We start from the raw sequence: 22,460 nt of genomic DNA, 5'->3' as shown, positions 1-22,460 counted from the left end.
CATGCGCTTTTTCGGAAAGACGATGACCGCTGCGGCGGCACTGGTGATGACCACCTCGATCAGCTTCGCGGAAGATGTGGAGGTCCTGCACTGGTGGACCTCGGGTGGCGAGGCCGCGGCGCTGAACGTGCTGAAGGACGACCTTGGCACCAAGTCGATCGGCTGGGTCGACATGCCCGTCGCCGGCGGCGGCGGCGAGGCGGCGATGACCGCCCTTCGCGCCCGCGTCACGGCCGGCGACCCGCCGACCGCCGTGCAGATGCTGGGCTTCGACATCCTGGACTGGGCCGGCGAGGGCGCCCTGGGCGACCTGACCGAAGTGGCGACCGCCGAGGGTTGGGATGCCGTGGTTCCCGCCGCCCTGCAAGGCTTCTCCAAGTCCGACGGCAAGTGGATCGCGGCCCCGGTCAACGTCCACTCGACCAACTGGGTCTGGATCAACAAGGCCGCGCTCGATGCGACCGGACTTGCCGCGCCGACCACCTGGGAGGAACTCGTCGCCGTCCTCGACAAGATGAAGGAAGCCGGGATCACGCCGCTTGGCCACGGCGGCCAGGCCTGGCAGGACGCGACCGTCTTCGACGGGATCGTTCTGGGCATGGGCACCGACTTCTACAAGGCCGCCTTCATCGACCTTGACCCCGCAGCCCTGGGCGGCGAGCAGATGGCGGAAGCCTTCAACCGCCTGATCAAGCTTAGCACCTATGTCGACGCGAACTTCTCGGGCCGCGACTGGAACCTGGCCTCGGCCATGGTGATCAATGGCGAAGCCGGGATGCAGATGATGGGCGACTGGGCCAAGGGCGAGTTCCTGAAGGCCGGCAAGGTCCCCGGCACCGACTTCGTCTGCATCCGTTTCCCCGGCACGCAGGGGGCGGTGACCTTCAACTCTGACCAGTTCGCGATGTTCAACGTCGAAAGTGACGCGGCAAAGGCGGCACAGGCGGCGATGGCCAGCGCGATCATGAACCCGACGTTCCAGTCGGCGTTCAACGTGGTCAAGGGCTCGGTCCCGGCGCGGACGGATGTGCCGAACGACGCGTTCGATGATTGCGGCAAGAAGGGCATGGCGGACCTGGCCGAGGCGAACACCAGTGGCAAGCTCTTCGGCTCGATGGCGCATGGTCACGCGGCCCCGGCCTCGGTGAAGAACGCGACCTATGACGTGATCACCGCGGCGTTCAACGGCGAATACGCCGATGGGGCCGCCGCTGCCGCAGCACTTGCCGAGGCCGTCGCCGCCGCGCAGTAACCGCATGGAAAGGGGGCGGGCCATCTGCCCCCCGACCCAAATTCCTTCGAAGGAATTTGCCAAAAGTTTTCGAAAACTTTTGTGCCCCAGAACCAACGGGAGGGACCGATGGCCACCAAGGCCGATTTCCGCACGACGCTACAGGATTGGCTGCCAAAGCTGGTGCTTGCCCCCTCCTTCGCCGTGACGCTGCTTTTCGTCTACGGCTTCATCCTCTTTACCGTGGTGCTGTCCTTCACCGGCTCGAAGATGCTGCCCCGCTATGACTGGGTCGGCTTCGAGAACTACGAGAAACTCTTTGCCCTTCCCGCCTGGACCACCGCGATCACCAACATCGCGATCTTTGCCACGCTTTACATCGTGATCTGCACCGTCATCGGCCTGATGCTGGCGATCTTCCTCGACCAGAAGATCCGGGGTGAGGGGATGCTGCGTCCCATCTACCTTTACCCGATGGCCCTGTCGTTCATCGTCACCGGCACCGCCTGGAAATGGTTCCTCGACCCCGGCATTGGCCTTGAACGCATCATGCACCAGTGGGGGTGGGAGTCCTTCTCCTTCACCTGGATCAAGGACGGCGAGATGGCGCTTTACACCATCGTCATCGCCGCCGTCTGGCAGACCTCGGGCTTCGTGATGGCGATGTTCCTGGCAGGTCTTCGCGGGATAGACAACGAGATCCTGAAGGCCGCCCAGATCGACGGCGCGTCGAACTGGCAGCTTTACCGCCGCATCGTGATCCCGCTTCTCCGCCCGGCCTTCCTGTCGGCCTTCGTCATCCTGTCGCACCTCGCGATCAAGTCCTACGACCTTGTCATCGCGCTGACCGGCGGCGGCCCCGGCCGGGCCACCGAAATGCCCGCGACCTTCATGTATTCCTACACCTTCACACGCAACCAGATGGGCATCGGCGCCTCCTCTGCCGTGATCATGCTGATGACCATCGCCGCGATCATGGTCCCCTACCTATACGCCGAGTTGAAGGAGAAGAAGGCATGAGCGTCGCGACCCAAGACACCGCTGTCTCCACCGGCCGCTTCACCCGAGCGCTGATCTACCTAACCCTCCTCCTCTTCGCGGTGTTCTACCTTCTCCCCCTTTACGTGATGGGCGTGAACTCCCTCAAACCCCTGGCCGAGATCACCGGCGGCAACATGATGGCCCTGCCGTCCGAATGGACGCTGGACCCCTGGCGCAGCGCCTGGTCCACCGCCCAGATCGGCGTCGAACCCACGGGCCTGAAGCCCTATTTCATCAACTCCATCCTGATGGTCGTCCCCGCCGTCGCCATCTCCACCATCATCGGAGCCCTCAACGGCTACGTCCTGACCAAATGGCGCTTCCGGGGCGATACCTGGGTCTTCGGGCTGATGCTCTTCTCCTGCTTCATCCCGTTCCAGATCGTCCTGATCCCGATGGCCGTGGTCCTGGGCAAGCTTGGCCTCGCCGGAACCGTACCCGGCCTGATCCTGGTGCATGTGGTCTACGGGATCGGCTTCACGACCCTGTATTTCCGCAACTACTACGCCAGCTTCCCCACCGAACTCGTCCGCGCCGCGATGATCGACGGGGCAGGGTTCTTCCGCATCTTCTGGCGCATCCTGTTGCCGGTCAGCGGCCCCATCGCCGTCGTCTCGGTCATCTGGCAATTCACCAACATCTGGAACGACTTCCTCTTCGGTGTCTCGTTCGGAGGCACCAGCCAGCCGATGACCGTCGCCCTCAACAACCTCGTCCAATCCTCGACCGGCGTGAAGGAATACAACGTCCACTTCGCGGGCGCGATCCTTGCCGCCCTTCCCACCCTCTTCGTCTACATCGTCGCAGGCCGCTACTTCGTGCGCGGGCTGATGGCGGGGTCGGTCAAGGGGTAAGGCCGACCGCCGGGCGGCGGCAACCGCCCGACGGTCTTTGTTCAACCCAAGCCCGCTTTCACACCAACAAGGGCGAACACCGGAAGGAATACCGCATATGAGAGCCTTGTCCATAACTGCCCTCCTCCTCGCGACCCCCGCCTTCGCCGAGCCGTCGGTCGAGGTGATGCACTTCTGGACCTCTGGCGGAGAGGCCGCCGCTCTGGGCGCCGTCCGCGACAAGGTGGTGGCCGAGGGCGTCGCCTGGACCGACGCGCCCGTCGCCGGGGGTGGGGGCGACCAGGCCAAGACCGCGCTGCAGGCCCGCATCGCCTCCGGCAACCCGCCCGCGGCGATGCTGATGCTGGGCCAGACGATCACCGACTGGGCGGCTGAGGGGATGCTGGGCAACGTCGACGCCCTGGCTTCGGCGCAAGGCTGGGACGCCGCCCTGCCGCAGGCTGTCAAGGACTGGACCAAGATCGACGGCCACTATGTTTCTGTCCCCACCAACGTCCACCGCACTGACATGATCTGGGCCTCCAAAGCCGCCTTCGACAAGATCGGCGCGGCCTATCCCACCACCTGGGAAGAGCTGAACGCCCTCGCGCCAAAGTTCGTGGAGGCCGGGATCATCCCCTTGGCCCACGGTGGGCAGGCCTGGCAGGAAGCCTACATGTTCGAAGCCGTCGCCGCCGGGGTCGGGGGCGCGGAGTTCTACCGCAAAGCCCTCATCGACCTCGACGACTCCACCCTGCGCGGCCCCGAGATGATCGCGGTCCTTGCCCAGATGGCCGAATTGCGCGGCATGGTCGACCCGAACTTCCCCGGCCGCGACTGGAACCTTGCCTCCTCGATGGTCATCAACGGCGAGGCCGCGATGCAGATCATGGGCGACTGGGCCAAGGGCGAATTCACCAATGCCGGCAAAAAGCCCGGCGACGACTACGCCTGCATCCCGGTCCCCAAGGCCAAAGGCGATGCCTTCGTCTACCTGGTGAACTCGCTGTCCCTGTTCACGCAAACCGACCCCGACCTGATCAAGGGCCAGGAAGTGCTTGCCTCGGCCATCATGGACGCGTCCGTCCAGATCGCCTTCAACCAGGCCAAGGGCGCGATCCCGGCCCGCACTGACATCGACCTTTCGGCGATGGACGTCTGCGCCCAAGCGACGAGCACGGCCCTTGCCGCCAATGACGCGGGCGGAACCGCTCTCCCGACCTTCGCCGGCACCCACGCCGCCAACGCCGCCGTCGTGGGCGCCGCCACCGACGCCATCACCGCCTTCTTCAACTCTGACCAGACCCCCGAAGAGGCCGCAACCGCCCTTGCCGACGCCATCGCGGCGGCCCGGTAAGGCAACCGGCCCCATCCCTCCCTCCCGTGGGATGGGGCCACCCAACGACATGAGGACGAACATGGGCTTTCTCGACATCCGCAACGTTACCAAATCCTACGGGCCGGTCCAGGTCCTGCACCGCATCGACATCGCGGTTGAAGAAGGCGAGTTTCTCGTCCTCGTCGGCCCTTCCGGCTGCGGGAAGTCCACGCTTCTGAACATGATCGCGGGGCTGGAAGGGATCACGGGCGGCGAGATCGCCATCAAGGGCCGCGTGGTCAACGGGGTGCATCCGTCCAAGCGCAACATCGCGATGGTGTTCCAGTCTTACGCGCTTTACCCCAACATGACCGTCGGCCAGAACATGACCTTCGGGCTGGAGATGCACGGTGTCCCCAAGCCCGAGCGTGACCGCGCGCTGGCCGATGTCGCCAAGCTCCTGCAAATCGAGACCCTCCTCGACCGCAAGCCCGGCCAGCTTTCCGGCGGCCAGCGCCAGCGCGTCGCGATGGGCCGCGCACTCGTGCGGAACCCTGACGTATTCCTCTTCGACGAGCCGCTTTCCAACCTCGACGCCAAGCTCCGCGTCGACATGCGGACCGAGATCAAGAAGCTCCACCAGAAGCTGCGCACCACCATCGTCTACGTCACCCACGACCAGATCGAGGCGCTGACCCTCTCCACCCGCATCGCGGTGATGAACAAGGGCCATGTCCAGCAACTGGGCACTCCGAAGGAAATCTACGACACGCCGGCGAACCTGTTCGTCGCCACCTTCATGGGCAGCCCCGCGATGAACATCGTCCCCGCCACGGTGGTCATGGAAAACGGCCACCCCCACGCCGCCATCACCGACGCCGACGGCACCCCCCGCACCTTGCGCTTCTCCCAACCCAACCTGGCACAGTGGCAGGGCAAGCCCATCCTCCTCGGCATCCGCCCCGAGGCGATCACCGATCCCGAAGGCGCGGACCGCAAGTCCGGTAACATCCAGCCCCTGACCAACCGCGTCGCCGTGATCGAACCTGCCGGGGCAGACACCTTCGCGACGATGGCCGTCTCTGGCCGCGACGCCATCGCAAGGATGCGCGCCGACGCTTCCGTCGCCCCCGGACAGACATTCGAGTTCGCGGTGAACATGGAAAAGGCGGTAGCCTTCGATCCGACAACCGAGGAACGGATCACCACCTGAATGCAACCCGACATCATCATCATCGGCTCCGGCATGGGCGGCGCGACCCTCGCCGCCGCACTCGCCCCCACCGGCCGCCGCATCCTGATCCTGGAACGCGGCGATTACTTGAAGGACTCGCCCGAAGCCCGCGACCCCGCCGCCATCTTCCAGCGCGGCCATTTCAAGCCGAACGAGACCTGGCGCGACATCTCGGGCGAGCCCCTGCAGCCCGGCAACTACGCCTATGTCGGCGGCAACACCAAATTCTACGGCGCGGTCCTCCTGCGCTACCGGGCCGAGGATTTCGCCCCCCTCCGCCACCTCGAAGGCACCACCCCCGGCTGGCCCATCGCCTACGCCGACCTTGAACCCTGGTATTCCCAGGCCGAAACCCTCTACCGCGTCCGGGGCGACGTTGCGAACGACCCCTCCGAACCACCGCACTCCGCCCCCTATCCCTTCCCCCCCGTCCCGGATGAGCCCGATATCCAACGCCTCCGCGCCGCATTCCAAGCCCAAGGCCTCCACGTCTCCGCCCTCCCGCTGGGCGTGGACATCGACGCCTGGCTGAAACGCGCAAAGACCGGCTGGGACGCCTTCCCCTGCACGACCGGAGCGAAATCCGACGCCGAATCCTGCGCGCTGGCCGAGGCGCTGACGCACCCCAACGTCACGCTGCAAACGAACACCAAAGTCACCCGCCTTCTCTCCGACGCCCGCCGCATAACCGGCATCGAGGTGGACCGCCAAGGCACCCGCGAGACGCTCACCGCCCCCCTCGTGGTCCTGTCTGCCGGAGCCATCCTCTCCTCCGCCCTCCTCCTCGCCAGTGCCAACGACCACTACCCCACCGGCCTTGCCAACCGCTCCGACCAGGTCGGGCGCAACTTCATGAACCACAACCTGACCGGCATGGTCGCCTACAACCCCTTCCGCCGCAACCGCACGACCTATGAGAAAACCATCCAGATCAACGACCTCTACCTGACCGGCGGTCCCAATAACGAACCCCTCGGCAACATTCAGATGCTCGGCCGCATCACTGGCCCGATCCTTGCGGGCGAGGCGGGCCTTCCCCTCTGGCTCGCCCACCACATCGCCGACCACTCGATCCACATCATGGCCATGTCCGAGGACCTGCCCGACCCGAACTCTCGCGTCCTGTGGCGGAACAACGAAGTCGTCCTCGACTGGAAAAAGACCAACACCAAGGCCCACGACCTCCTCGTCCAGCGCCTGAAACAGGCGATGAAGAAGGCAGGCTGGCCCATCACCTTGGCCCGGGGCTTCCCCAAATCCAAACCCTCCCACCAATGCGGCACCAACCGCATGGGCGCGGACCCGCAGACCTCCGTCGTTGACCCCAACCTCAAGGCCCACGACCTGGACAACCTCTACATCGTCGACGCCTCGGTCCTGCCGACGTCGGCAGCCGTGAACCCCTCGCTCACCATCGCAGCCCTCGCCCTCCGCGCGGGTGACCACATCGCGAAAGCCCACACATGAAACCCCTCGCCCTGATTACCGGAGGCCAGCAAGGCATCGGCCTCGGCATCGCCCAGGCCCTTGCCACCCAAGGCTTCCGCCTCGCCATCGCCTCCCGCTCGGCCCCCGAGGACGCGACCGTCCAACAAGCCCTGCAATCCCTGCCGGACGCCCGCTACTACCAGCACGACCTCTCGAACGTCGCTGCCATCCCGGCGCTTCTGGACCTGATCGAAGCCCAGCAAGGCCCCCTCGACGCCCTGATCCAGAACGCCGGAGTGGCCGCCAAGGTCCGGGGCGACATGCTCGACCTCACGCCTGAAAACTTCGACTGGATCCTGAACATCAACCTGACCGGAGCCTTCTTCCTCGCCCAACAGGTCGCCAAACGCATGCTCGCCACCCCAGCCGGGCACTACCGCTCCATCACCTTCGTGACCTCCGTCTCGGCCCAGATGGCCAGCCCCGAGCGTGCCGATTATTGCATCTCCAAGGCCGCCGCCGCGATGGCCGCGCAGACGCTGGCGCTAAGGCTCGCCCCCCACAACATCGGCGTCTTCGAACTGCGCCCCGGCATCATCGAAACCGGCATGACCGCAGGCGTGAAGGACAAATACGACACCCGCATCGCGCAAGGCCTCGTCCCCGCTGGCCGCTGGGGGCAGCCATCGGACATCGGCCAGGCCGTCCTCCCCCTTGTCACCGGACAGTTTGCCTTCGCCACCGGGGCGGTGATCCCGGTCGACGGCGGCCTCTCCATCGAAAGACTGTAGCAATGACCTCTCCACCCCGCGCACCGCAAAATTCTTCGAAGAATTTTGCCCGGAATTTTCGAAAATTCCGGCTTCCCGGCCGCACCAAGGCGCCCCAATGACCTACGACTACATCATCATCGGCGGCGGCAGCGCAGGCTGCGTCCTCGCTGCCCGCCTGTCTGAGAACCCCACCGCCAAGGTCCTCCTCCTTGAAGCCGGGGGCCGTGATCGCCACCCGTTCTACCACCTGCCCGCAGGCTTCGCGAAAATGACCAAGGGCATCGGAAGCTGGGGCTGGCAGACCGTCCCGCAGCGGCACATGAAGGGCATGCAGATCCGCTACACGCAGGCCAAGGTGATCGGCGGCGGCTCCTCGATCAATGCCCAGCTCTACACCCGCGGCAACGCGCAGGACTATGACGACTGGCGGCAGATGGGCTGCCCCGGCTGGGGGTATGAGGACGTGCTGCCCTATTTCCGCAAGTCGGAACACAACGACACCCATGACAACCGCTTTCACGGCACCGACGGCCCGCTCGGCGTCAGCCAACCCCGCGCGCCCCTGCCGATCTGCGAGGCCTTCTTCGCCGCCGGGGCCGAGCTTGGCATCCCCCGCAACCACGATTTCACCGGTGAGACGCAAGACGGCCTCGGCTACTACCAGCTGACCCAACGCTGGTATCGCCGCTCCTCGACCTCGACCGCCTTCCTGAAACCCGCCCTGGGTCGCCCGAACCTGACCGTGAAAACCGGCCAGCAGGTCCTGCGCATCGTCACCGAAAAGGGCAGGGCAGTCGGCGTCGAAACCACGGAAGGCACCCGTCGCGCCAGCACCGAAGTCATCCTCTCCTCCGGCGCCATCGGCTCCCCCCGCCTCCTGCAACTCTCGGGCATCGGCCCCGCCGACGACCTCACCCGCCTCGGCATCCCCGTGGTCCTCGACCGCCCGCAGGTCGGCGCGAACCTGCAGGACCACCTCGACCTCTTCGTGATCGCCGAATGCACCGGCCCGCACACCTACGACCGCTACGCCAAACCGCACTGGTCCGCCCTCGCAGGCCTGCAGTACCTGCTGACGCGCAAAGGCCCGGTCGCCTCCTCCCTCTTCGAGACGGGAGGTTTCTGGTACGCCGACCCCTCCGCCCGCAGCCCCGACATCCAGTTCCACCTCGGCCTCGGCTCGGGGATCGAGGCCGGCGTCGCCGCCATGCCCCAGGGCGGCGTCACCCTGAACTCCGCCTTCCTTAGACCCCGCTCGCGCGGAACTGTCAGGCTCGCGTCCAATGACCCGAACGCCGCCCCCCTGATCGACCCGAACTACTGGGAAGACCCCTACGACCGCGAGATGTCGATCAAGGGCCTCAAACTCGCGCAAGAGATCATGCGCCAACCCGCCCTGAAACCCTTCGTCCTGGCCGAACGCCTCCCCGGTCCCGAAGTCAAAACCGACGAGGACTACTTCGACTACGCCGTGAAGAACGCCAAGACCGACCACCACCCCGCCGGCACCTGCCGCATGGGCGCGGATATGGAGGCCGTCGTCGACCCGCATCTCCGCTTCAATGGCATCGAAAACCTCCGCGTCGTCGACGCTTCGGTCATGCCCACTGTCGTCTCGTCGAACACCAACGCCGCCACGATCATGATCGCCGAGAAAGCCGCCGACCTCATAAAGGAAGCCCGCAAATGATCCGTCACATCGTCCTTCTCAAAGCCCGCCCCGAAGTCACCGACGCCCTGATCGCAGGCATCTTCGCCGACCTCCACGCCCTGAGCCTCCCCGGCATCCTCGCCATCCACTCCGGCCGCTCCGAAAGCCCCGAGAAGATCGAACGCGGCTACCTCCATGGCTTCACCGTCGACTTCGCCGGTTGGGACGCGCTGGCCGCCTACCAGGCCCACCCCGACCACAAGCGCGTCGGCGCCGCCCTCGTCGCCGCTGCCCAGGGTGGCATCGACGGCCTCCTCGTGTTCGACCTTCCGATCCCATGACCATTTTCTGTCCCCAAATATCCTCTGGGGGTTTGGGGGGCGAAGCGCCCCCAACGTCCGAGCCGTTGCGCGTTCTTCACGCGCAAAAGGCGAGACAAAAGCCGTGCGCGCCAGCGCTCAATGTCAAACCCGCCCGAGAGGCAACCTCATGCTGACCCTGCCCACCGCCGACGCCCGCCTGGACCCCTACTGCCTCGCCGGCAGCCCCCTTACGCCGCGTGCACCCCGCACACCGCTTACCCGTACCGCCTTTGCCGCGGCCCATGTCATCAGCGATCCCCTGCGCGAACGTTCCCCCTGGGACACCAGGCCCGCCGTCGACTGGGAGGCGACCCTGGCCTTTCGCAGCCAACTCTGGGACCAGGGCCTCCACCTCGCCGAAGCGATGGACACCGCCCAACGCGGCATGGGCGTCGACTGGCCGACGGCGCTTCAACTGATCCAGCGCACCATGCGCGCCGCCAAGGCGCACCCGATGCGCCCCCGCGTCGCCTGTGGGGCAGGGACCGACCACGCGCAAGACCTTGCCACCCCCGACGCCATCCGCGCCGCCTACACCGACCAGGCCGAGGCGATCGAGGCCGCTGGCGGGCAACTCATCCTCATGGCCTCCCGCGCATTTACCGCGATCAGGGCGCCCCAGGACACCTACCACCATGTCTACCGCCACCTGATCGATGGCGCGAAAGACCCGGTCATCCTGCACTGGCTGGGCGACATGTTCGACCCCGCGCTTGCAGGCTATTGGGGCACGACGGATATTGCCAAGGCCTCGGACTTCGTCCTGAACCTGATCCGGGAAAACCCCGCCAAGGTGGACGGCATCAAGATCTCTCTCCTCGACCAGGCCCACGAAGAAGCCTTCCGCGCCCGCCTTCCCGCCGGCGTCCGCCTCTATACCGGCGACGACTTCAACTATGCCCCGCTGATCGAAGGCGACGGCGCCCACCACTCCCACGCGCTCTTGGGCATCTTCGCCGCAATCGCGCCCGCCGCGGCACAGGCGCTTGAGGCGCTGGCGCAAGGCGACCACGCCACCTACCACCGCCTCCTGGCCCCGACCGTCCCCCTTTCCCGTGAAATCTTTCGCGCCCCCACCCGCTTTTACAAGGCAGGCATCGCCTTCCTAAGCTGGCTGAACGGCCACCAGAGGCACTTCATCATGCCCGCAGGGTTCCAGTCCAGCCGCGACATCACCCATTACGCCCAGGTGTTTCGCCTTGCCGACGCCGCAGGCTTGCTTTCGCGGCCCGATCTGGCAGAAGCGCGAATGAAGGTGCTGCTCACGCTCCACGGGATCGACCAGGACTGATGGACAAACGGCCGACGATCATCGACGTGGCGACGCTTGCGGGCGTCTCCAAATCGACCGTCAGCCTGGTGCTGCAACAAAGCCCCCTGGTGCGTGAGGAAACGCGCAATGACGTGCGCCGGGCCATGGCGCAGCTTGGCTACGTCTACAACCGCGCCGCCGCCAACCTGCGATCCTCCAATGCGGGCCTGATCGGCGTCGTCATCAACGACCTGCGGAACCCGTTTTTCACCGAGTTCGCCACCTCGCTGCAGATGGCCCTCTCGGCCCGGGGCTATGCCACCGTCCTTGCCAATACCGACGAAGACCCCGCACTCCAGGCGCAGGTCATCGGCGCGATGCTGGAACACGGCGTCTCGGCCCTGATCGTCTCGCCCGCCTATGGCGACGAGACCGCCTTTGACGCCATCGCCCGCGCCAATGTGCCTGCGTTGCAGGTCCTGCGCCAGGTCGTGTCCAGCGAACGTGTCCCCTTCGCGGCCCCCGATTACCCGACCGGCAGCCGCCTGGCCACGGAACACCTCCTTGCCCAAGGTGCCAGGCACATCGCTTTCCTGGGCGGCCTCGAAGGCCGCGCCGTCACACAGCTTCGCATGTCCGGCTACCTTGCGACGCTTGCTGCCAATGGCCGGACACCGCTTCACCTTCCCGGCCGCCCCGGACGGGCCTTCGGACGCGAAGCCGCCCGCCGTCTGTCCGAGGAAAACCCCGGCGTCGACGCTGTCCTGTGCTTCAACGACCTGACCGCCCTTGGCCTCTTGACCGGCTGCGCCGAACAGGGCCGCAGCATCGGCACCAGCCTCAAGATCGTCGGCTTCGACGACATCGAAGATTGCGCCCAGGTCTATCCCGCGCTCTCCTCGGTCCGTTGCGATATCGCGGGCTTTGGCCGGCAGATGGCGGAAACCGTGCTGAACTGGCTGGAAAACGACCGTCGCCCGCCGCCGGAAACGATTACACCGGTCACCCTGATCCCCCGCGCGTCGAGCCTGTGATGATTCCTGACCCCGCCCGCTTCCTTCGCAGCCTCTTTGACCGCGCGGTCGAGGTGGCCGATCCCATGCGCTCGCTGGCCGGGTTCCTGCCGGACAAGCCCAAGGGCCGCGTCCTGGTGATCGGCGCCGGCAAGGCCTCCGCCCGCATGGCCGAGGCGGTCGAGGCCGTCTGGGGACCGTGTCAGGGTCTGGTCATCACCCGCTATGGCTATGGCCGCCCCTGCCAGGGCATCCGCATCGTCGAGGCCGCCCATCCGGTCCCCGACCAGGCCGGGGTCGAGGCGACGCAGCAGATGCTGCACCTCCTCCAGGGTCTGACGAAACACGATTTCGTCCTCGCCCTCATCTCGGGCGGGGCCTCTGCTCTCCTTTGTGCGCCGGCCACCGGCATGACGCTGGCCGAAAAGCAGCAGGTCAACGCCGCACTCCTTGCCTCGGGCGCGCCGATTTCGGCGATGAACACCGTGCGCAAGCACCTGTCCCGCGTGAAGGGCGGCCAGCTTGCCGCCGCCGCCTACCCAGCGCGGATGCTGTCGCTGATGATCTCGGACGTGCCGGGCGACGATCCGGCCTTCATCGGCTCGGGCCCCACGGTCGGCGACGCCAGCACGGCGCAGGACGCCCGCGCCGTGCTGGACCGCTGGCAGATCCCGGTTCCCGAATCCGCCCGTGCGGCCCTGGCGAAATCCCAGGTCGTCCCGCCCGGCGACCCGCGCCTTTCCCGCACTGAAAACGTCATCTATGCCGCGCCCGCCCAGTCCCTCGCCGCTGCCGCCGCGCTGGCTGACCCGCTGGCCGAAGTGCGCACCCTTGGCGACCGGCTGGAAGGCGAGGCGCGCGACGTGGCCCGCGATCAGGCCGCCATGGCAACCGCAATCGCCGCCACCCTGAAACCCGGCGACCGGCCGATCCTGCTGCTTTCGGGCGGCGAGCTGACCGTCACCCGCACCGGCGACGGGGTAGGGGGGCCGAATGCCGAATTCTGCCTGGCCCTCGCGCTTGCCCTGCAAGGCCACCCCGGGATCCACGCCATCGCCTGCGACACCGACGGCGTCGACGGCGCGGCCGAGGTTGCGGGCGCGCTGGTCAGCCCCGATACCCTGCACACCCCCGGCGCGGCCGAGGCGCTGGCCCGCAACGACGCCCACAGCTTTTTCGCCACGGCCAACGCTCAGGTCATCACCGGCCCGACGCTAACCAACGTCAACGACTTCCGCGCCATCCTGATCCAGCCGCCCGCCGCCTAGTTCCCGGCGCCTAGTTCCCCGTGTCGCGGTCCAGCGGCACCACGGTCAGCTTGTGCAGCGCCGCCGTGTCGCGCACGGCCCGCGCCACCTCGTCGCAGTCGATGCGCTGGTCCAGCCCTGCTGCCAGCAACTTGTAGCGCCGCAGCCCCAGCGCCACATCCTGCGACAAGGAAATCGGCCCGGCCTTCAGCCCGATCCGGTCCAGCACCTTGGACAAGACCGCCGCATCCAGCGCGCTGGCCTGTGGCACCACCACGTCCAGCCGGATCACCGGCCGCGCCGGCAGCACCCGCTGCAACAGCCGGAACAGCACCAGCACCAGCAGCGCCACCACCGTGCCGATCACCCCCAACTCCAGCAGACCCGCGCCAAAGACGATCCCCAAGGCCGCCGTCAACCAGACCGAGGCCGCCGTGGTCAACCCCTGCACCGCCGGCCCCTCGCGGAAGATCACGCCCGCGCCCAGAAAACCGATCCCGGTCAGGATCGCATGCGGCATCCGCGCCATGTCGGTGACGATCTGCGCATCCGGGGGCAGGGTGGTCAGCCATTCGTCCATCCGCAGGCCCAGCAGCGTCATTAACGCCGAGGCGAGGCAGACCAGTGCATGGGTCCGCACCCCCGCGGGCTTGCCGCGAAACTCGCGCTCGATGCCGATCAGAAGTCCGGCAAGGACGCTCAGGCCCAGGGGCAGGGTGATGGTATGGTCTTGCAGCAGGGCAAGCAGGCTGTCTAACGTCATTATCCGGTCCGAAGTTAATTCAATTCAACGCAGCCACGTCCGCCAAAGTTCCCGCCTGGCCCAAGAGCAGCGACCGGCACTCGGCCGTCAGGGCCTCGGCCCGCGCCATCGCTACCGCGGACAGCCGGGCATCCGTCCTGAACCGCGCCTGATAGAGGAGCGCGCGCTGCGCCACCTTGGCCTTGATCCGCCAATCCATCACCCGGACCCCGCTGTCCGGCGGCATCAGGGCCTCGACCAGCGCGACCATGGCCGCAAGCTCGTCCCTGGTGTGTTCCGAGGCCGGGCCGTCGAACATCCACTGATCTTCCATCACGGCCGACAGCCGACCGGCGCAGACGGCAAACTGCTGAAGCAAGGCCTCAGCCGCCCCGGGACCGCTGGAAACCCCAAGCAGAAAGACGGCAAGACATGTTCGCAAACCACGCGCCATTTCAGCATTGGGCGCGCAGAAAAGCACTTTTTCAAGGCAGAATGAAAACTTCTGCGGCAGGCAGCTGGCGGTCAGGGTGGCGTGGTGTTGTACGATTGCGGGAAGTTGGCGCGGACCATCCGGTTGAAAAGCCGCATGCAGTCGGCGCAACCTTCATCCACCATGCAGGCTTCCAGACGAAGATTGCCGCGATAGGTGTCCGCCAGTTCGATTAGACGCTCTTCTGCAAGGGCATGCCGTTCCCCACTCAGGTCTTTCGGACCGACACACAGGACCAGACTTAACAGTGGCGCGCGGTCGCTGCTGCAGCCAGCCCAAAAGGTTGGAGAGCGCATCTCGGCAAGATGCAAGAACAGGTCGGCCCGCCCCGAAAGAAAGGCAAGATGGCCCGCGTCCCCCTGCCCAAGGACTCCGGCATAGGTTGCACGTGCCTCGTACTCGGCCGCGCAGGCCAGCAATTCATCCGCCGTCGCTTGGGCGGCGGCCGCACCCGGAGCGCAGGAGAGCGCCAGGGCAAACCCGAAGGCCTGCCCCGCCCGCATCACTTCATCGCCATGCTGGCCGCCGACTCCGGCAGTTCCTCGGCAAAGCAGCGCTGGTAGAACTCGGCCACGGTCTGCCGCTCCAGCTCGTCGCATTTGTTCAGGAAGGTCAGCCGGAAGGCATAGCCCACGTTGCGGAAGATCTCGGCATTCTGCGCCCAGTTCAGCACCGTCCGGGGCGACATGACCGTGGACAGGTCGCCGTTCATGAAGGCAGTCCGGGTCAGGTCGGCCACCGCCACCATCTGGCTGATGGTCTTGCGGCCCTTCTCGGTGTTGTAATGCGCGTTCTTGGCCAGCACGATCGCGGTTTCCGCGTCGTGGGACAGATAGTTCAGCGTCGCCACCAGGCTCCAGCGGTCCATCTGCGCCTGGTTGATCTGCTGGGTGCCGTGGTACAGCCCGGTCGTGTCGCCCAGACCCACGGTGTTCGCGGTGGCTAACAGGCGGAAGCAGGGATGCGGGGTGATGATCTCGTTCTGGTCCAGCAGCGTCAGCTTGCCGTCATGCTCCAGCACGCGCTGGATCACGAACATCACGTCCGCGCGGCCCGCGTCGTATTCGTCGAACACGATGGCGACGGGGTTCCGCAGCGCCCAGGGCAGGATGCCCTCGTGGAACTCGGTCACCTGCTTGCCGTCGCGCAGCTTGATCGCGTCCTTGCCGATCAGGTCGATCCGGCTGATGTGACTGTCCAGGTTGACCCGGACGCAGGGCCAGTTCAGCCGGGCGGCGACCTGCTCGATATGGGTGGATTTCCCCGTGCCGTGATAGCCCTGGATCATCACCCGGCGGTTATAGGCAAAGCCTGCCAGGATGGCCAAAGTGGTATCGGGGTCGAACTTGTAGGTTGGGTCGATCTCGGGCACCCGGTCGGTGCGGTCGGCGAAGCCCTTCACACGCATGTCGGTGTCGATCCCGAACACATCGCGGACCGAGATTTCCTCGGTCGGTTTCATCACCTGATCCAGCATCGTGAAGGTCCATCTTTCGCCGGCAGCGCCCCATTGCACCGCACCACGGCATCCTTGGAACATAACGCCGGGGGGTTCAAGGGGAAGGGCGGACTTCCCGATTGCGTGATCCTGAAACTTGCCGCTTCTTGCGTGCGTAGCTTGGCGCATATCCTCTGCCCACGAAAGGACCGCCAATGCACCGCCGCCTGTTCCTTCTCACCGTCCTTGCCGCGCCAATGGCCCGGGCCGAAAGCTATGAGGTCTCCCTGACCGAGGCCGAATGGCGCGCGCGCCTCTCCGACATGGCCTACCGCGTCCTGCGCGAGGAAGAGACCGAGCGTCCGAACACCAGCCGCCTGAACACCGAAACCCGCGCCGGCACCTATCACTGCGCCGGCTGCGACCTGGCCGCGTTCTCGTCACAGACCAAGTACGACAGCGGCACTGGCTGGCCCTCGTTCTGGGAGCCCCTGCCGGACGCGATCCGCACGCGTGAGGACGGCGGCCTGTTCGGCGCCCGGACCGAAGTCCACTGCCGCCGCTGCGGCGGTCATTTCGGCCATGTGTTCGACGACGGCCCCCAGCCCACCGGCCTGCGCTACTGCATGAATGGGGCCGCGCTGACCTTCAGACCGGCCTAGTCGCGGAAATACCGGCTGTCCTTCAGCTGGTCCCAGGCCCAGACCACTTCCTGCAGCTGCTCCTCGTGGCTGCGGTCGCCGCCGTTCATGTCGGGGTGCAGCACCTTTATCAGGCCCTTGTAGACCTTGCGGATCTCGGTCTTGGACATCGTGTCCCGCGCATCCAGGATCTCGATCGCCTTGCGTTCGGTCGGCGGCAGCTTCCGCGTCGCGGCCGAGCTTGGGCGCCCCGGATTCTGCGTCGCCTTCTCGCCCAGAAGCGCCATCGGGTCGTTCACCCCCAGCCGCGCCCAGGCATTGCCATCCCCGATCCGGCTGAACGGCTTCGTCTCCCGCTCCCAGACCCGGTCCTTGTCCAGGAACTTCTGGAACTCCTCGTCCGTGGTCCCCTGAAAGAAGTTCCACTTCAGATTGTACTCGCGGATGTGGTCCTTGCAGAACCAGAAGAACTCATCCAGCAGGTCCGGCGATTTCGGCGCCCGGTAGGCGCCCTTTTCCTTGCAGCCAGGGTAATCGCAGGGCCGGTCGGCGGTGTCGAACGCCCCCGACATCCCGCGCCGCCCGGTTTTCTTGCGCTTCTTGTCAGCGGCGGCGCTGATGTTGAACTCGAATGGCGGGCGACTGGACATGCGAACTGGGCCTTTCCGACTCGGGGCCACGAGTTTAGGGCTTTCCACAGGGTTTTGAAGGGGGTGGCACTGACATGGCCGTGAAAGACGAAATCGAGGCGCGCCTGACCGCTGCCTTCGCGCCATCGCAGCTGGTGGTCGAGAACGAAAGCCACAAGCACGCGGGCCACTCTGGCGACGACGGCTCGGGCGAAAGCCACTTCCGCATCATGATCCGCGCCGCGGCCTTCCAGGACATGACGCGCATCGCCCGCCACCGCGCTGTGCAAGCCGCGCTGGGGGATCTGAACCAGCGCATCCACGCGATCGCACTGGACATCGGCTAGCGCGCCCCTCCTCGGCGCGCGCGCCCTTTTGCCGGGGGTAGCGGAAACGTGCCTGCATTTCCCTAAGATGGCGGGAACTTAACCGGTCGCAACCGGTTAGCCTTGTACACCTAAGCCCCCGTAAACCCATGCAGGAGGACACATCATGGTCCCGCATCTCCGTCTATGGCTGATCGCACTCTGGGCCTCGTCCGTGGCCGGAGCTGTCGTGATCGCCGGCCTCGTTCTGGGGCATTACGAATGGGCCACCTTCCTGTGGGCCGCTGTGTTCGGCCTGCTGATCGGTGTCCCCGCCGCGCTTCTGAACTGGGTCCGGCTGCGCCCGAACCGCGCACGTCAGGTGGGCGTGCTGGGTCAGGTCCCGCCCGACCGGACCTAGCCCGACCGGACCTAGGCCCCCCCGGACCTATAGGCCCCTAGTGTCCCTCAAAGGACATGGTCACCCGGTCCCAGCGACCCGCTTCCAGATCGGCAGGCCGCAGCCAGAACTGCAGCACGCCGGCATCGCCCCAGTGAAACCCGGCAAGATCGTCGCATTGCAACTGCAACAGCAGGTAATACCCCATGTAGGTCGAGGCCGCGTCCTGCACGCTGTCCGGTTCGCCGAACATCTGGTGAAACCCGCGGTCATAGGGCTGACGCCAGGCACCGTTGACTGCCTCCTGCACCGGCTGGGGCAGGGCGGCAAAGACGCGGTCCTCGGCCACCGCCATCACCAGCAGCGTTTCGGACACGCAGTCGCCCATACGCCGGTGGATGCCATAGCATTGGTCCAGATGCACATGGCCCAGCCCGCGATGCTCGGTCCAGGGCGCCAGCAGCGGCGCCAGCGTCTCCTGCTCGGCCTCGGTCAGGGGCGCCCAGCGGTCGCCCGTCCGGGCCCAGGTCTCCATCACGTCGCGCTCGGCCGCAAGGGCCGCGACGGCGGCCGGGAAATCGGCCAGGTTCCGCTCCAGCCGCCCCAGGGCGGTCCGCAGCCCCTGCAACCGCGCCTCCATCTCCTCGCGCCCCTCGGTCGCCGTCTCCAGCTTCGCCACCAGCGCCGCTTCGGACGCGGTGTATGAGGCCTGCATCTTCCGCAGCGCCGCCTCGGCCTTCTCGCCTGCGCCAAGCGCGATCTTCGCGCCATGCAGAAACCGCAGCAGGCTGTCGCGGTTGAAGGGGCGGTCGGGCGAGAAAGCCTCCTTGAACAGGGTTGCATCCAGGTTGTAGTGGCGCGCCGGTCCCAGCACCCGCTCCACCTCGGCCTTCTGTTCAGCGCGCTTGCCGTGGACTGGCACCAGCTCCAAGGCCATCCGCGGGAACAGAAGCTGACCGTCGCCCGGCTCGCCCCGGCGCAGGGGACCGCCGACCGTATGGTCCTCTACCGGCCGCAGCGCCCCCGGCGGCTTGGTCGTGGCGCCGACCGGCCCCGCGACATGGCGCACCCTGCCGACCCATTCGCCCTTTTCCGGCAGCGCCGCAAAGAAGGCCAGGCTTCCCTCCGCTGGCAGGCCGGGCACCTGCAGATGCGCCGCAAGTCCGGTCAGGTCGATCTGCGCCAGTGGGGTCATCGGCCGCCCCTCGTCGTCCAGGGGCCAGGTCATGTCGCCCAGGGCCGGCAGCCCGCCGAACCAGCTGGTCCCGTCGCGGCTGGGGTCGAACCCCGCCCCGCGCCGCCGCCGCGCCAGCACGATGGATGGCCCGTCATGCGCGCCCTCAGCCGCCTGACGCTCGCGCTGGATTGCGGGCAACTCGTTGCGGATCGCGCGTTTCAACAGCCGGAACATGTCCGTCTCTTTGCGCCCACCGCCGTATTTCTTGAACAGCGCAACCATCCAGGTTGTATCGGCGGGCGTGACGGGTTCGTTCACCGACAACTGGCGGACGATGCCAATCACGCGCTCACGCTCTTCCGCGGTCATCCTGTTGAACGGGTTCCGCACGGCCAGAACCAAGATGGCGACGGGGATCAGGGGGATGCCCAGCCAGATCAGCACATACCACCCCAGCGTGCCCATCGGGACGGTCTCAAGCTCTTTCAACACGTAAAGCCAGATCCCGGCTACGAACCAAGGCAGGGCGACAACCAAAGCCAGTGCTTTCACCAGTGACGCTCCCACCCGCACGGCCCAGGGGCGCCGCTCCCCGTTGCAACCGCAAGATAGTGCTTGCTCTCTTGCCGGTGGACTTCTGTCAAGCATCCGCCGGTCGATGACCGGGCGCGCCGTTCTGGCCTGACCCGTGGCGGATTTCCCCCGACCACTTCACGGACAGCCGCCCGTGCAAGGCGGGATGGCTTTCCCTTCGGCAAATATCCTCTGGAGGTTTGGGGGGCGAAGCGCCCCCAAGCAGCTGAACCCTTTGCGCGCCCTTCGCGCGCAAAGGGTGAGACAAAGGCGTGCGCGTCAGCGCTCCTTTTGAAAACCGCCCGAAGCCACCCGCGGGCCAAAGGTTGAGAAACCCCTAACGGCCACGCGCAAGGCATTGAAGGAAAAAGAAAATCAGATTCTGTCCACCGTGGACACTACCCCGCCTTCACCCGCAGCCGCCAGGCATGGAGAAGCGGCTCGGTATACCCCGAAGGCTGCTCCCGTCCCTTGAAAACCAGATCGCAGGCCGCCTGGAACGCCGCCCCCTGGAAAGCCGGGGCCATCGGCCGATAGAGGGGATCGCCCGCATTCTGCCGGTCCACCACGGCGGCCATCTTCTTCATCGCCTCCATCACCTCGTCGGCCGAGACGACCCCATGATGCAGCCAGTTCGCCACATGCTGGGCCGAGATCCGGCAGGTCGCCCGGTCCTCCATCAGCCCGACATCGTTCACGTCCGGCACCTTCGAACAGCCCACCCCCTGATCGATCCAGCGCACCACATAGCCCAGGATCCCCTGGGCGTTGTTCTCGACTTCCCGCAGGACCTGGGCGCGGTCCCAGGCCTGGAAACTGGCCAGCGGGATGTCCAGGATCCCGTCCACATGCGCCCTGCGGCCCCCCTTCGCCAGCCGGGACTGCACCGCGAAAACGTCGACCTTGTGGTAGTGCAGGGCATGCAAGGTGGCCGCCGTCGGCGAGGGCACCCAGGCCGTGTTCGCCCCCGCGCGGGGATGGGCGATCTTCTCGTCCAGCATCGCCGCCATCAGGTCCGGCATCGCCCACATCCCCTTGCCGATCTGCGCGCGGCCCGACAACCCGCATTCCAGCCCGATATCGACGTTCAGGTTCTCATAGGCCGTGATCCAGGACTTCCGCTTGATAAAGTCCTTCCGGCTGAACGCCCCCGCTTCCATGCTGGTGTGGATCTCGTCCCCGGTCCGGTCGAGGAAGCCCGTATTGATGAACGCCACCCGCCCCTTCGCTGCCCGGATGCATTCCTTCAGGTTGACCGAGGTCCGCCGTTCCTCGTCCATGATCCCCAGCTTCACGGTCGCCTTGGGCAGCCCCAGCACCTCTTCGACCCGCGCCATCACCGCGTCGGCAAAGGCCACTTCCTCGGGCCCGTGCATCTTGGGCTTCACCACATAGACCGACCCCAGGACCGAGTTCCGCATCCCCTCGGTCTTCTTCAGGTCATGCAGCGCGATGGCCACCGTCACCATCGCGTCCATCAGGCCCTCGGGAACCTCGGACCCGTCCGGCAACAGGATCGCCGGGTTGGTCATCAGGTGGCCGACGTTGCGCACCCACATCAGCGCACGGCCTTTCAGGGTGAAGGGGCTGCCATTCGGGTCCAGATATTCCCGGTCGGCCGCAAGCCGCCGCTCTACCGTGCGGCCAGCCTTCTGGAACGCCTCGGACAGGTTGCCCTTCATCAGCCCCAGCCAGTTCCGGTAGGCGCCGACCTTGTCCTCGGCGTCCACACAGGCGACCGAATCCTCGCAGTCCATGATTGCCGTAAGCGCGCTTTCCATCTGGACGTCGGCCAGCAGGGCCTGATCGCGCGAGCCGATGAAATGCGCCCGGTCAAAGACCAGTTCGACATGCAGGCCATTGTTGCGCAGCAGCACCGCGTCGGGCGCCTTGGGGTTGCCCCGGTAGCCGGCGAACTTCGACGGGTCCACCAGCGGCAGGTCGTCGACCAGAAGCTGGCCGTCCTTCACCACATAGCGGCGCACGTCGGCGTGGCTGGCCCCAGCGATGGGGAAGGCCTCGTCCAGGAATACCCGCGCCCGGGCCACGACCCGCGCGCCCCGGCCACGCTCATACCCGCCCGAGGGGGGCAGCGAGCCCATCGCGTCGGTTCCGTAAAGGCAGTCATAAAGACTGCCCCAGCGGGCATTGGCCGCGTTCAGCGCGTAGCGGGCATTGGTGACCGGCACCACCAGTTGCGGGCCGGGAATGGTGGCGACCTCGGGGTCGACATTCGTCGTCTCGATGGTGAAGTCGGGGCCTTCGGGCAGCAGATAGCCGATCTCGGTCAGGAAAGCCTTGTAGGCTGCATGGTCGTGCGGCTGGCCGCGCCGCGCGATGTGCCAGGCGTCGATCTTTGCCTGCAGGTCGTCGCGCTTGGCCAGCAAGGCGCGGTTCTTCGGCGCGAAACCGGCCAGAAGCCCGGCGAGACCCGACCAGAACGCCCCCGCCGCCACCCCGGTGCCGGGCAGCGCCTCATCCTCGACAAAGCGGGCCAGGACCGCATCCACCTGAAGCCCCGCCCGATCCAGACGTTCGGTCATCGCAAGTCCTCCGCAAGGCCGCCGGGGCCGTTCTGTATGCTATGGCACACAATATGCGAGCCCGCCGGGGTTCGGCAAGAAAAGCAGGGGGATAATTTCAAGCACAGCCGAAAATCACTTGTCGGGAAAACAGGAA

General features: G+C 66.4%; 22 protein-coding genes. 15 read left to right on the top strand and 7 right to left on the bottom strand.

Translation table 11 applies throughout. The features are described 5' to 3' along the window. Window position 1 precedes the first annotated feature (1 nt). The 12 genes from CXR42_RS06265 to CXR42_RS06210 all read left to right on the top strand — a co-directional run bounded on the left by CXR42_RS06265 (window position 2) and on the right by CXR42_RS06210 (window position 13,404). Window positions 2-1,252: an ABC transporter substrate-binding protein gene (locus tag CXR42_RS06265; RefSeq protein WP_103256577.1), complete on the top strand. Its 1,251-nt coding sequence runs from the start codon at window positions 2-4 to the stop codon at window positions 1,250-1,252. Window positions 1,253-1,360: 108 nt separating this feature from the next. Continuing rightward, window positions 1,361-2,251, top strand: a complete 891-nt coding sequence (locus CXR42_RS06260; protein WP_103256576.1) for a carbohydrate ABC transporter permease — start codon at window positions 1,361-1,363, stop codon at window positions 2,249-2,251. Continuing rightward, window positions 2,248-3,126, top strand: coding sequence for a carbohydrate ABC transporter permease (locus CXR42_RS06255; protein ID WP_103256575.1), 879 nt, complete (start codon window positions 2,248-2,250; stop codon window positions 3,124-3,126). Before CXR42_RS06260 ends, CXR42_RS06255 begins: the two co-directional genes overlap by 4 nt. Window positions 3,127-3,223: 97 nt before the next feature. Beyond that, window positions 3,224-4,462, top strand: coding sequence for an ABC transporter substrate-binding protein (locus CXR42_RS06250; protein ID WP_103256574.1), 1,239 nt, complete (start codon window positions 3,224-3,226; stop codon window positions 4,460-4,462). Window positions 4,463-4,523: 61 nt separating this feature from the next. Continuing rightward, window positions 4,524-5,636 carry an ABC transporter ATP-binding protein gene (locus CXR42_RS06245; RefSeq protein ID WP_103257061.1) on the top strand — a complete coding sequence of 371 codons (1,113 nt, stop codon included), beginning with the start codon at window positions 4,524-4,526 and terminating at the stop codon, window positions 5,634-5,636. Beyond that, window positions 5,637-7,124 (top strand): GMC oxidoreductase, encoded by a 1,488-nt coding sequence (locus CXR42_RS06240; protein ID WP_103256573.1) that lies wholly within the window; start codon window positions 5,637-5,639, stop codon window positions 7,122-7,124. Beyond that, window positions 7,121-7,876, top strand: coding sequence for a 3-ketoacyl-ACP reductase (locus CXR42_RS06235; RefSeq protein ID WP_103256572.1), 756 nt, complete (start codon window positions 7,121-7,123; stop codon window positions 7,874-7,876). Before CXR42_RS06240 ends, CXR42_RS06235 begins: the two co-directional genes overlap by 4 nt. 97 nt (window positions 7,877-7,973) lie before the next feature. Further along, window positions 7,974-9,548 (top strand): GMC family oxidoreductase, encoded by a 1,575-nt coding sequence (locus CXR42_RS06230; RefSeq protein ID WP_103256571.1) that lies wholly within the window; start codon window positions 7,974-7,976, stop codon window positions 9,546-9,548. Continuing rightward, window positions 9,545-9,850 carry a Dabb family protein gene (locus CXR42_RS06225; RefSeq protein ID WP_103256570.1) on the top strand — a complete coding sequence of 102 codons (306 nt, stop codon included), beginning with the start codon at window positions 9,545-9,547 and terminating at the stop codon, window positions 9,848-9,850. The genes CXR42_RS06230 and CXR42_RS06225 overlap by 4 nt, the downstream gene beginning before the upstream one ends. Window positions 9,851-9,998: 148 nt before the next feature. Next, on the top strand, window positions 9,999-11,162 hold the full coding sequence (locus tag CXR42_RS06220) for a dihydrodipicolinate synthase family protein (RefSeq protein WP_103256569.1): 1,164 nt from the start codon (window positions 9,999-10,001) through the stop codon (window positions 11,160-11,162). Then, complete coding sequence (locus CXR42_RS06215) at window positions 11,162-12,157, top strand: LacI family DNA-binding transcriptional regulator (RefSeq protein ID WP_103256568.1); 996 nt, start codon at window positions 11,162-11,164, stop codon at window positions 12,155-12,157. The genes CXR42_RS06220 and CXR42_RS06215 overlap by 1 nt, the downstream gene beginning before the upstream one ends. Then, complete coding sequence (locus tag CXR42_RS06210; protein WP_103256567.1) at window positions 12,157-13,404, top strand: glycerate kinase type-2 family protein; 1,248 nt, start codon at window positions 12,157-12,159, stop codon at window positions 13,402-13,404. The genes CXR42_RS06215 and CXR42_RS06210 overlap by 1 nt, the downstream gene beginning before the upstream one ends. Window positions 13,405-13,414: 10 nt before the next feature. Here the strand turns inward: CXR42_RS06210 and CXR42_RS06205 are convergent, their stop codons facing one another. The 4 genes from CXR42_RS06205 to cobS form a co-directional block, all read right to left on the bottom strand. Continuing rightward, window positions 13,415-14,146 carry an MgtC/SapB family protein gene (locus CXR42_RS06205; protein WP_103256566.1) on the bottom strand — a complete coding sequence of 244 codons (732 nt, stop codon included), beginning with the start codon at window positions 14,144-14,146 and terminating at the stop codon, window positions 13,415-13,417. 19 nt (window positions 14,147-14,165) lie between these two features. Next, complete coding sequence (locus tag CXR42_RS06200; protein WP_146038008.1) at window positions 14,166-14,504, bottom strand: hypothetical protein; 339 nt, start codon at window positions 14,502-14,504, stop codon at window positions 14,166-14,168. A gap of 146 nt (window positions 14,505-14,650) precedes the next feature. Further along, on the bottom strand, window positions 14,651-15,121 hold the full coding sequence (locus tag CXR42_RS06195) for a hypothetical protein (protein WP_103256564.1): 471 nt from the start codon (window positions 15,119-15,121) through the stop codon (window positions 14,651-14,653). Further along, on the bottom strand, window positions 15,121-16,095 hold the full coding sequence (gene cobS, locus CXR42_RS06190; RefSeq protein WP_103257060.1) for a cobaltochelatase subunit CobS: 975 nt from the start codon (window positions 16,093-16,095) through the stop codon (window positions 15,121-15,123). Before cobS ends, CXR42_RS06195 begins: the two co-directional genes overlap by 1 nt. A gap of 176 nt (window positions 16,096-16,271) precedes the next feature. Here cobS and msrB point away from each other — a divergent pair, with 176 nt between their 5' ends. Further along, a complete protein-coding gene (gene msrB, locus CXR42_RS06185) occupies window positions 16,272-16,718 on the top strand; it encodes a peptide-methionine (R)-S-oxide reductase MsrB (RefSeq protein WP_103256563.1) in 447 nt (148 codons plus the stop codon). On the opposite strand, the gene CXR42_RS06180 is transcribed toward msrB, so the two are convergent. Then, the gene (locus tag CXR42_RS06180; RefSeq protein WP_103256562.1) at window positions 16,715-17,347 is read right to left on the bottom strand and encodes a J domain-containing protein; all 633 of its coding nucleotides are present in this window, start codon (window positions 17,345-17,347) and stop codon (window positions 16,715-16,717) included. The two genes, msrB and CXR42_RS06180, sit on opposite strands and share 4 nt — an antisense overlap. A 74-nt stretch (window positions 17,348-17,421) precedes the next feature. Here CXR42_RS06180 and CXR42_RS06175 point away from each other — a divergent pair, with 74 nt between their 5' ends. Continuing rightward, a complete protein-coding gene (locus CXR42_RS06175) occupies window positions 17,422-17,673 on the top strand; it encodes a BolA family protein (protein ID WP_103256561.1) in 252 nt (83 codons plus the stop codon). 145 nt (window positions 17,674-17,818) lie between these two features. Continuing rightward, on the top strand, window positions 17,819-18,052 hold the full coding sequence (locus tag CXR42_RS06170) for a hypothetical protein (RefSeq protein ID WP_103256560.1): 234 nt from the start codon (window positions 17,819-17,821) through the stop codon (window positions 18,050-18,052). Window positions 18,053-18,089: 37 nt separating this feature from the next. Here CXR42_RS06170 and CXR42_RS06165 read toward each other — a convergent pair whose 3' ends face one another. Together CXR42_RS06165 and CXR42_RS06160 are read right to left on the bottom strand one after the other, a co-directional pair. Next, the gene (locus CXR42_RS06165) at window positions 18,090-19,760 is read right to left on the bottom strand and encodes a DUF1963 domain-containing protein (protein ID WP_180995974.1); all 1,671 of its coding nucleotides are present in this window, start codon (window positions 19,758-19,760) and stop codon (window positions 18,090-18,092) included. A gap of 419 nt (window positions 19,761-20,179) precedes the next feature. After that, a complete protein-coding gene (locus tag CXR42_RS06160; protein ID WP_103256558.1) occupies window positions 20,180-22,324 on the bottom strand; it encodes a malate synthase G in 2,145 nt (714 codons plus the stop codon). Window positions 22,325-22,460 lie beyond the last annotated feature (136 nt).

The sequence above is a fragment of the Tabrizicola aquatica genome (genome assembly GCF_002900975.1).
GTDB classification, from domain to species: domain Bacteria; phylum Pseudomonadota; class Alphaproteobacteria; order Rhodobacterales; family Rhodobacteraceae; genus Tabrizicola; species Tabrizicola aquatica.
The sequence above is the reverse complement of the archived record's forward strand: the minus strand, read 5'-3'. Positions and strand labels throughout refer to the sequence as shown.

Bases quoted from the DNA above. Each gene is read 5' to 3' on its own strand.
- CXR42_RS06260 (WP_103256576.1), top strand. From the start codon at position 1,361: ATGGCCACCAAGGCCGATTTCCGCACGACGCTACAGGATTGGCTGCCA.
- CXR42_RS06195 (WP_103256564.1), bottom strand. From the start codon at position 15,121: ATGCGGGCGGGGCAGGCCTTCGGGTTTGCCCTGGCGCTCTCCTGCGCT.
- msrB (WP_103256563.1), top strand. From the start codon at position 16,272: ATGCACCGCCGCCTGTTCCTTCTCACCGTCCTTGCCGCGCCAATGGCC.
- CXR42_RS06210 (WP_103256567.1), top strand. From the start codon at position 12,157: ATGATTCCTGACCCCGCCCGCTTCCTTCGCAGCCTCTTTGACCGCGCG.
- CXR42_RS06230 (WP_103256571.1), top strand. From the start codon at position 7,974: ATGACCTACGACTACATCATCATCGGCGGCGGCAGCGCAGGCTGCGTC.
- CXR42_RS06220 (WP_103256569.1), top strand. From the start codon at position 9,999: ATGCTGACCCTGCCCACCGCCGACGCCCGCCTGGACCCCTACTGCCTC.
- CXR42_RS06160 (WP_103256558.1), bottom strand. From the start codon at position 22,324: ATGACCGAACGTCTGGATCGGGCGGGGCTTCAGGTGGATGCGGTCCTG.
- CXR42_RS06170 (WP_103256560.1), top strand. From the start codon at position 17,819: ATGGTCCCGCATCTCCGTCTATGGCTGATCGCACTCTGGGCCTCGTCC.
- CXR42_RS06255 (WP_103256575.1), top strand. From the start codon at position 2,248: ATGAGCGTCGCGACCCAAGACACCGCTGTCTCCACCGGCCGCTTCACC.
- CXR42_RS06215 (WP_103256568.1), top strand. From the start codon at position 11,162: ATGGACAAACGGCCGACGATCATCGACGTGGCGACGCTTGCGGGCGTC.
- CXR42_RS06250 (WP_103256574.1), top strand. From the start codon at position 3,224: ATGAGAGCCTTGTCCATAACTGCCCTCCTCCTCGCGACCCCCGCCTTC.
- cobS (WP_103257060.1), bottom strand. From the start codon at position 16,095: ATGCTGGATCAGGTGATGAAACCGACCGAGGAAATCTCGGTCCGCGAT.
- CXR42_RS06225 (WP_103256570.1), top strand. From the start codon at position 9,545: ATGATCCGTCACATCGTCCTTCTCAAAGCCCGCCCCGAAGTCACCGAC.
- CXR42_RS06245 (WP_103257061.1), top strand. From the start codon at position 4,524: ATGGGCTTTCTCGACATCCGCAACGTTACCAAATCCTACGGGCCGGTC.
- CXR42_RS06235 (WP_103256572.1), top strand. From the start codon at position 7,121: ATGAAACCCCTCGCCCTGATTACCGGAGGCCAGCAAGGCATCGGCCTC.
- CXR42_RS06180 (WP_103256562.1), bottom strand. From the start codon at position 17,347: ATGTCCAGTCGCCCGCCATTCGAGTTCAACATCAGCGCCGCCGCTGAC.
- CXR42_RS06175 (WP_103256561.1), top strand. From the start codon at position 17,422: ATGGCCGTGAAAGACGAAATCGAGGCGCGCCTGACCGCTGCCTTCGCG.
- CXR42_RS06240 (WP_103256573.1), top strand. From the start codon at position 5,637: ATGCAACCCGACATCATCATCATCGGCTCCGGCATGGGCGGCGCGACC.
- CXR42_RS06205 (WP_103256566.1), bottom strand. From the start codon at position 14,146: ATGACGTTAGACAGCCTGCTTGCCCTGCTGCAAGACCATACCATCACC.
- CXR42_RS06265 (WP_103256577.1), top strand. From the start codon at position 2: ATGCGCTTTTTCGGAAAGACGATGACCGCTGCGGCGGCACTGGTGATG.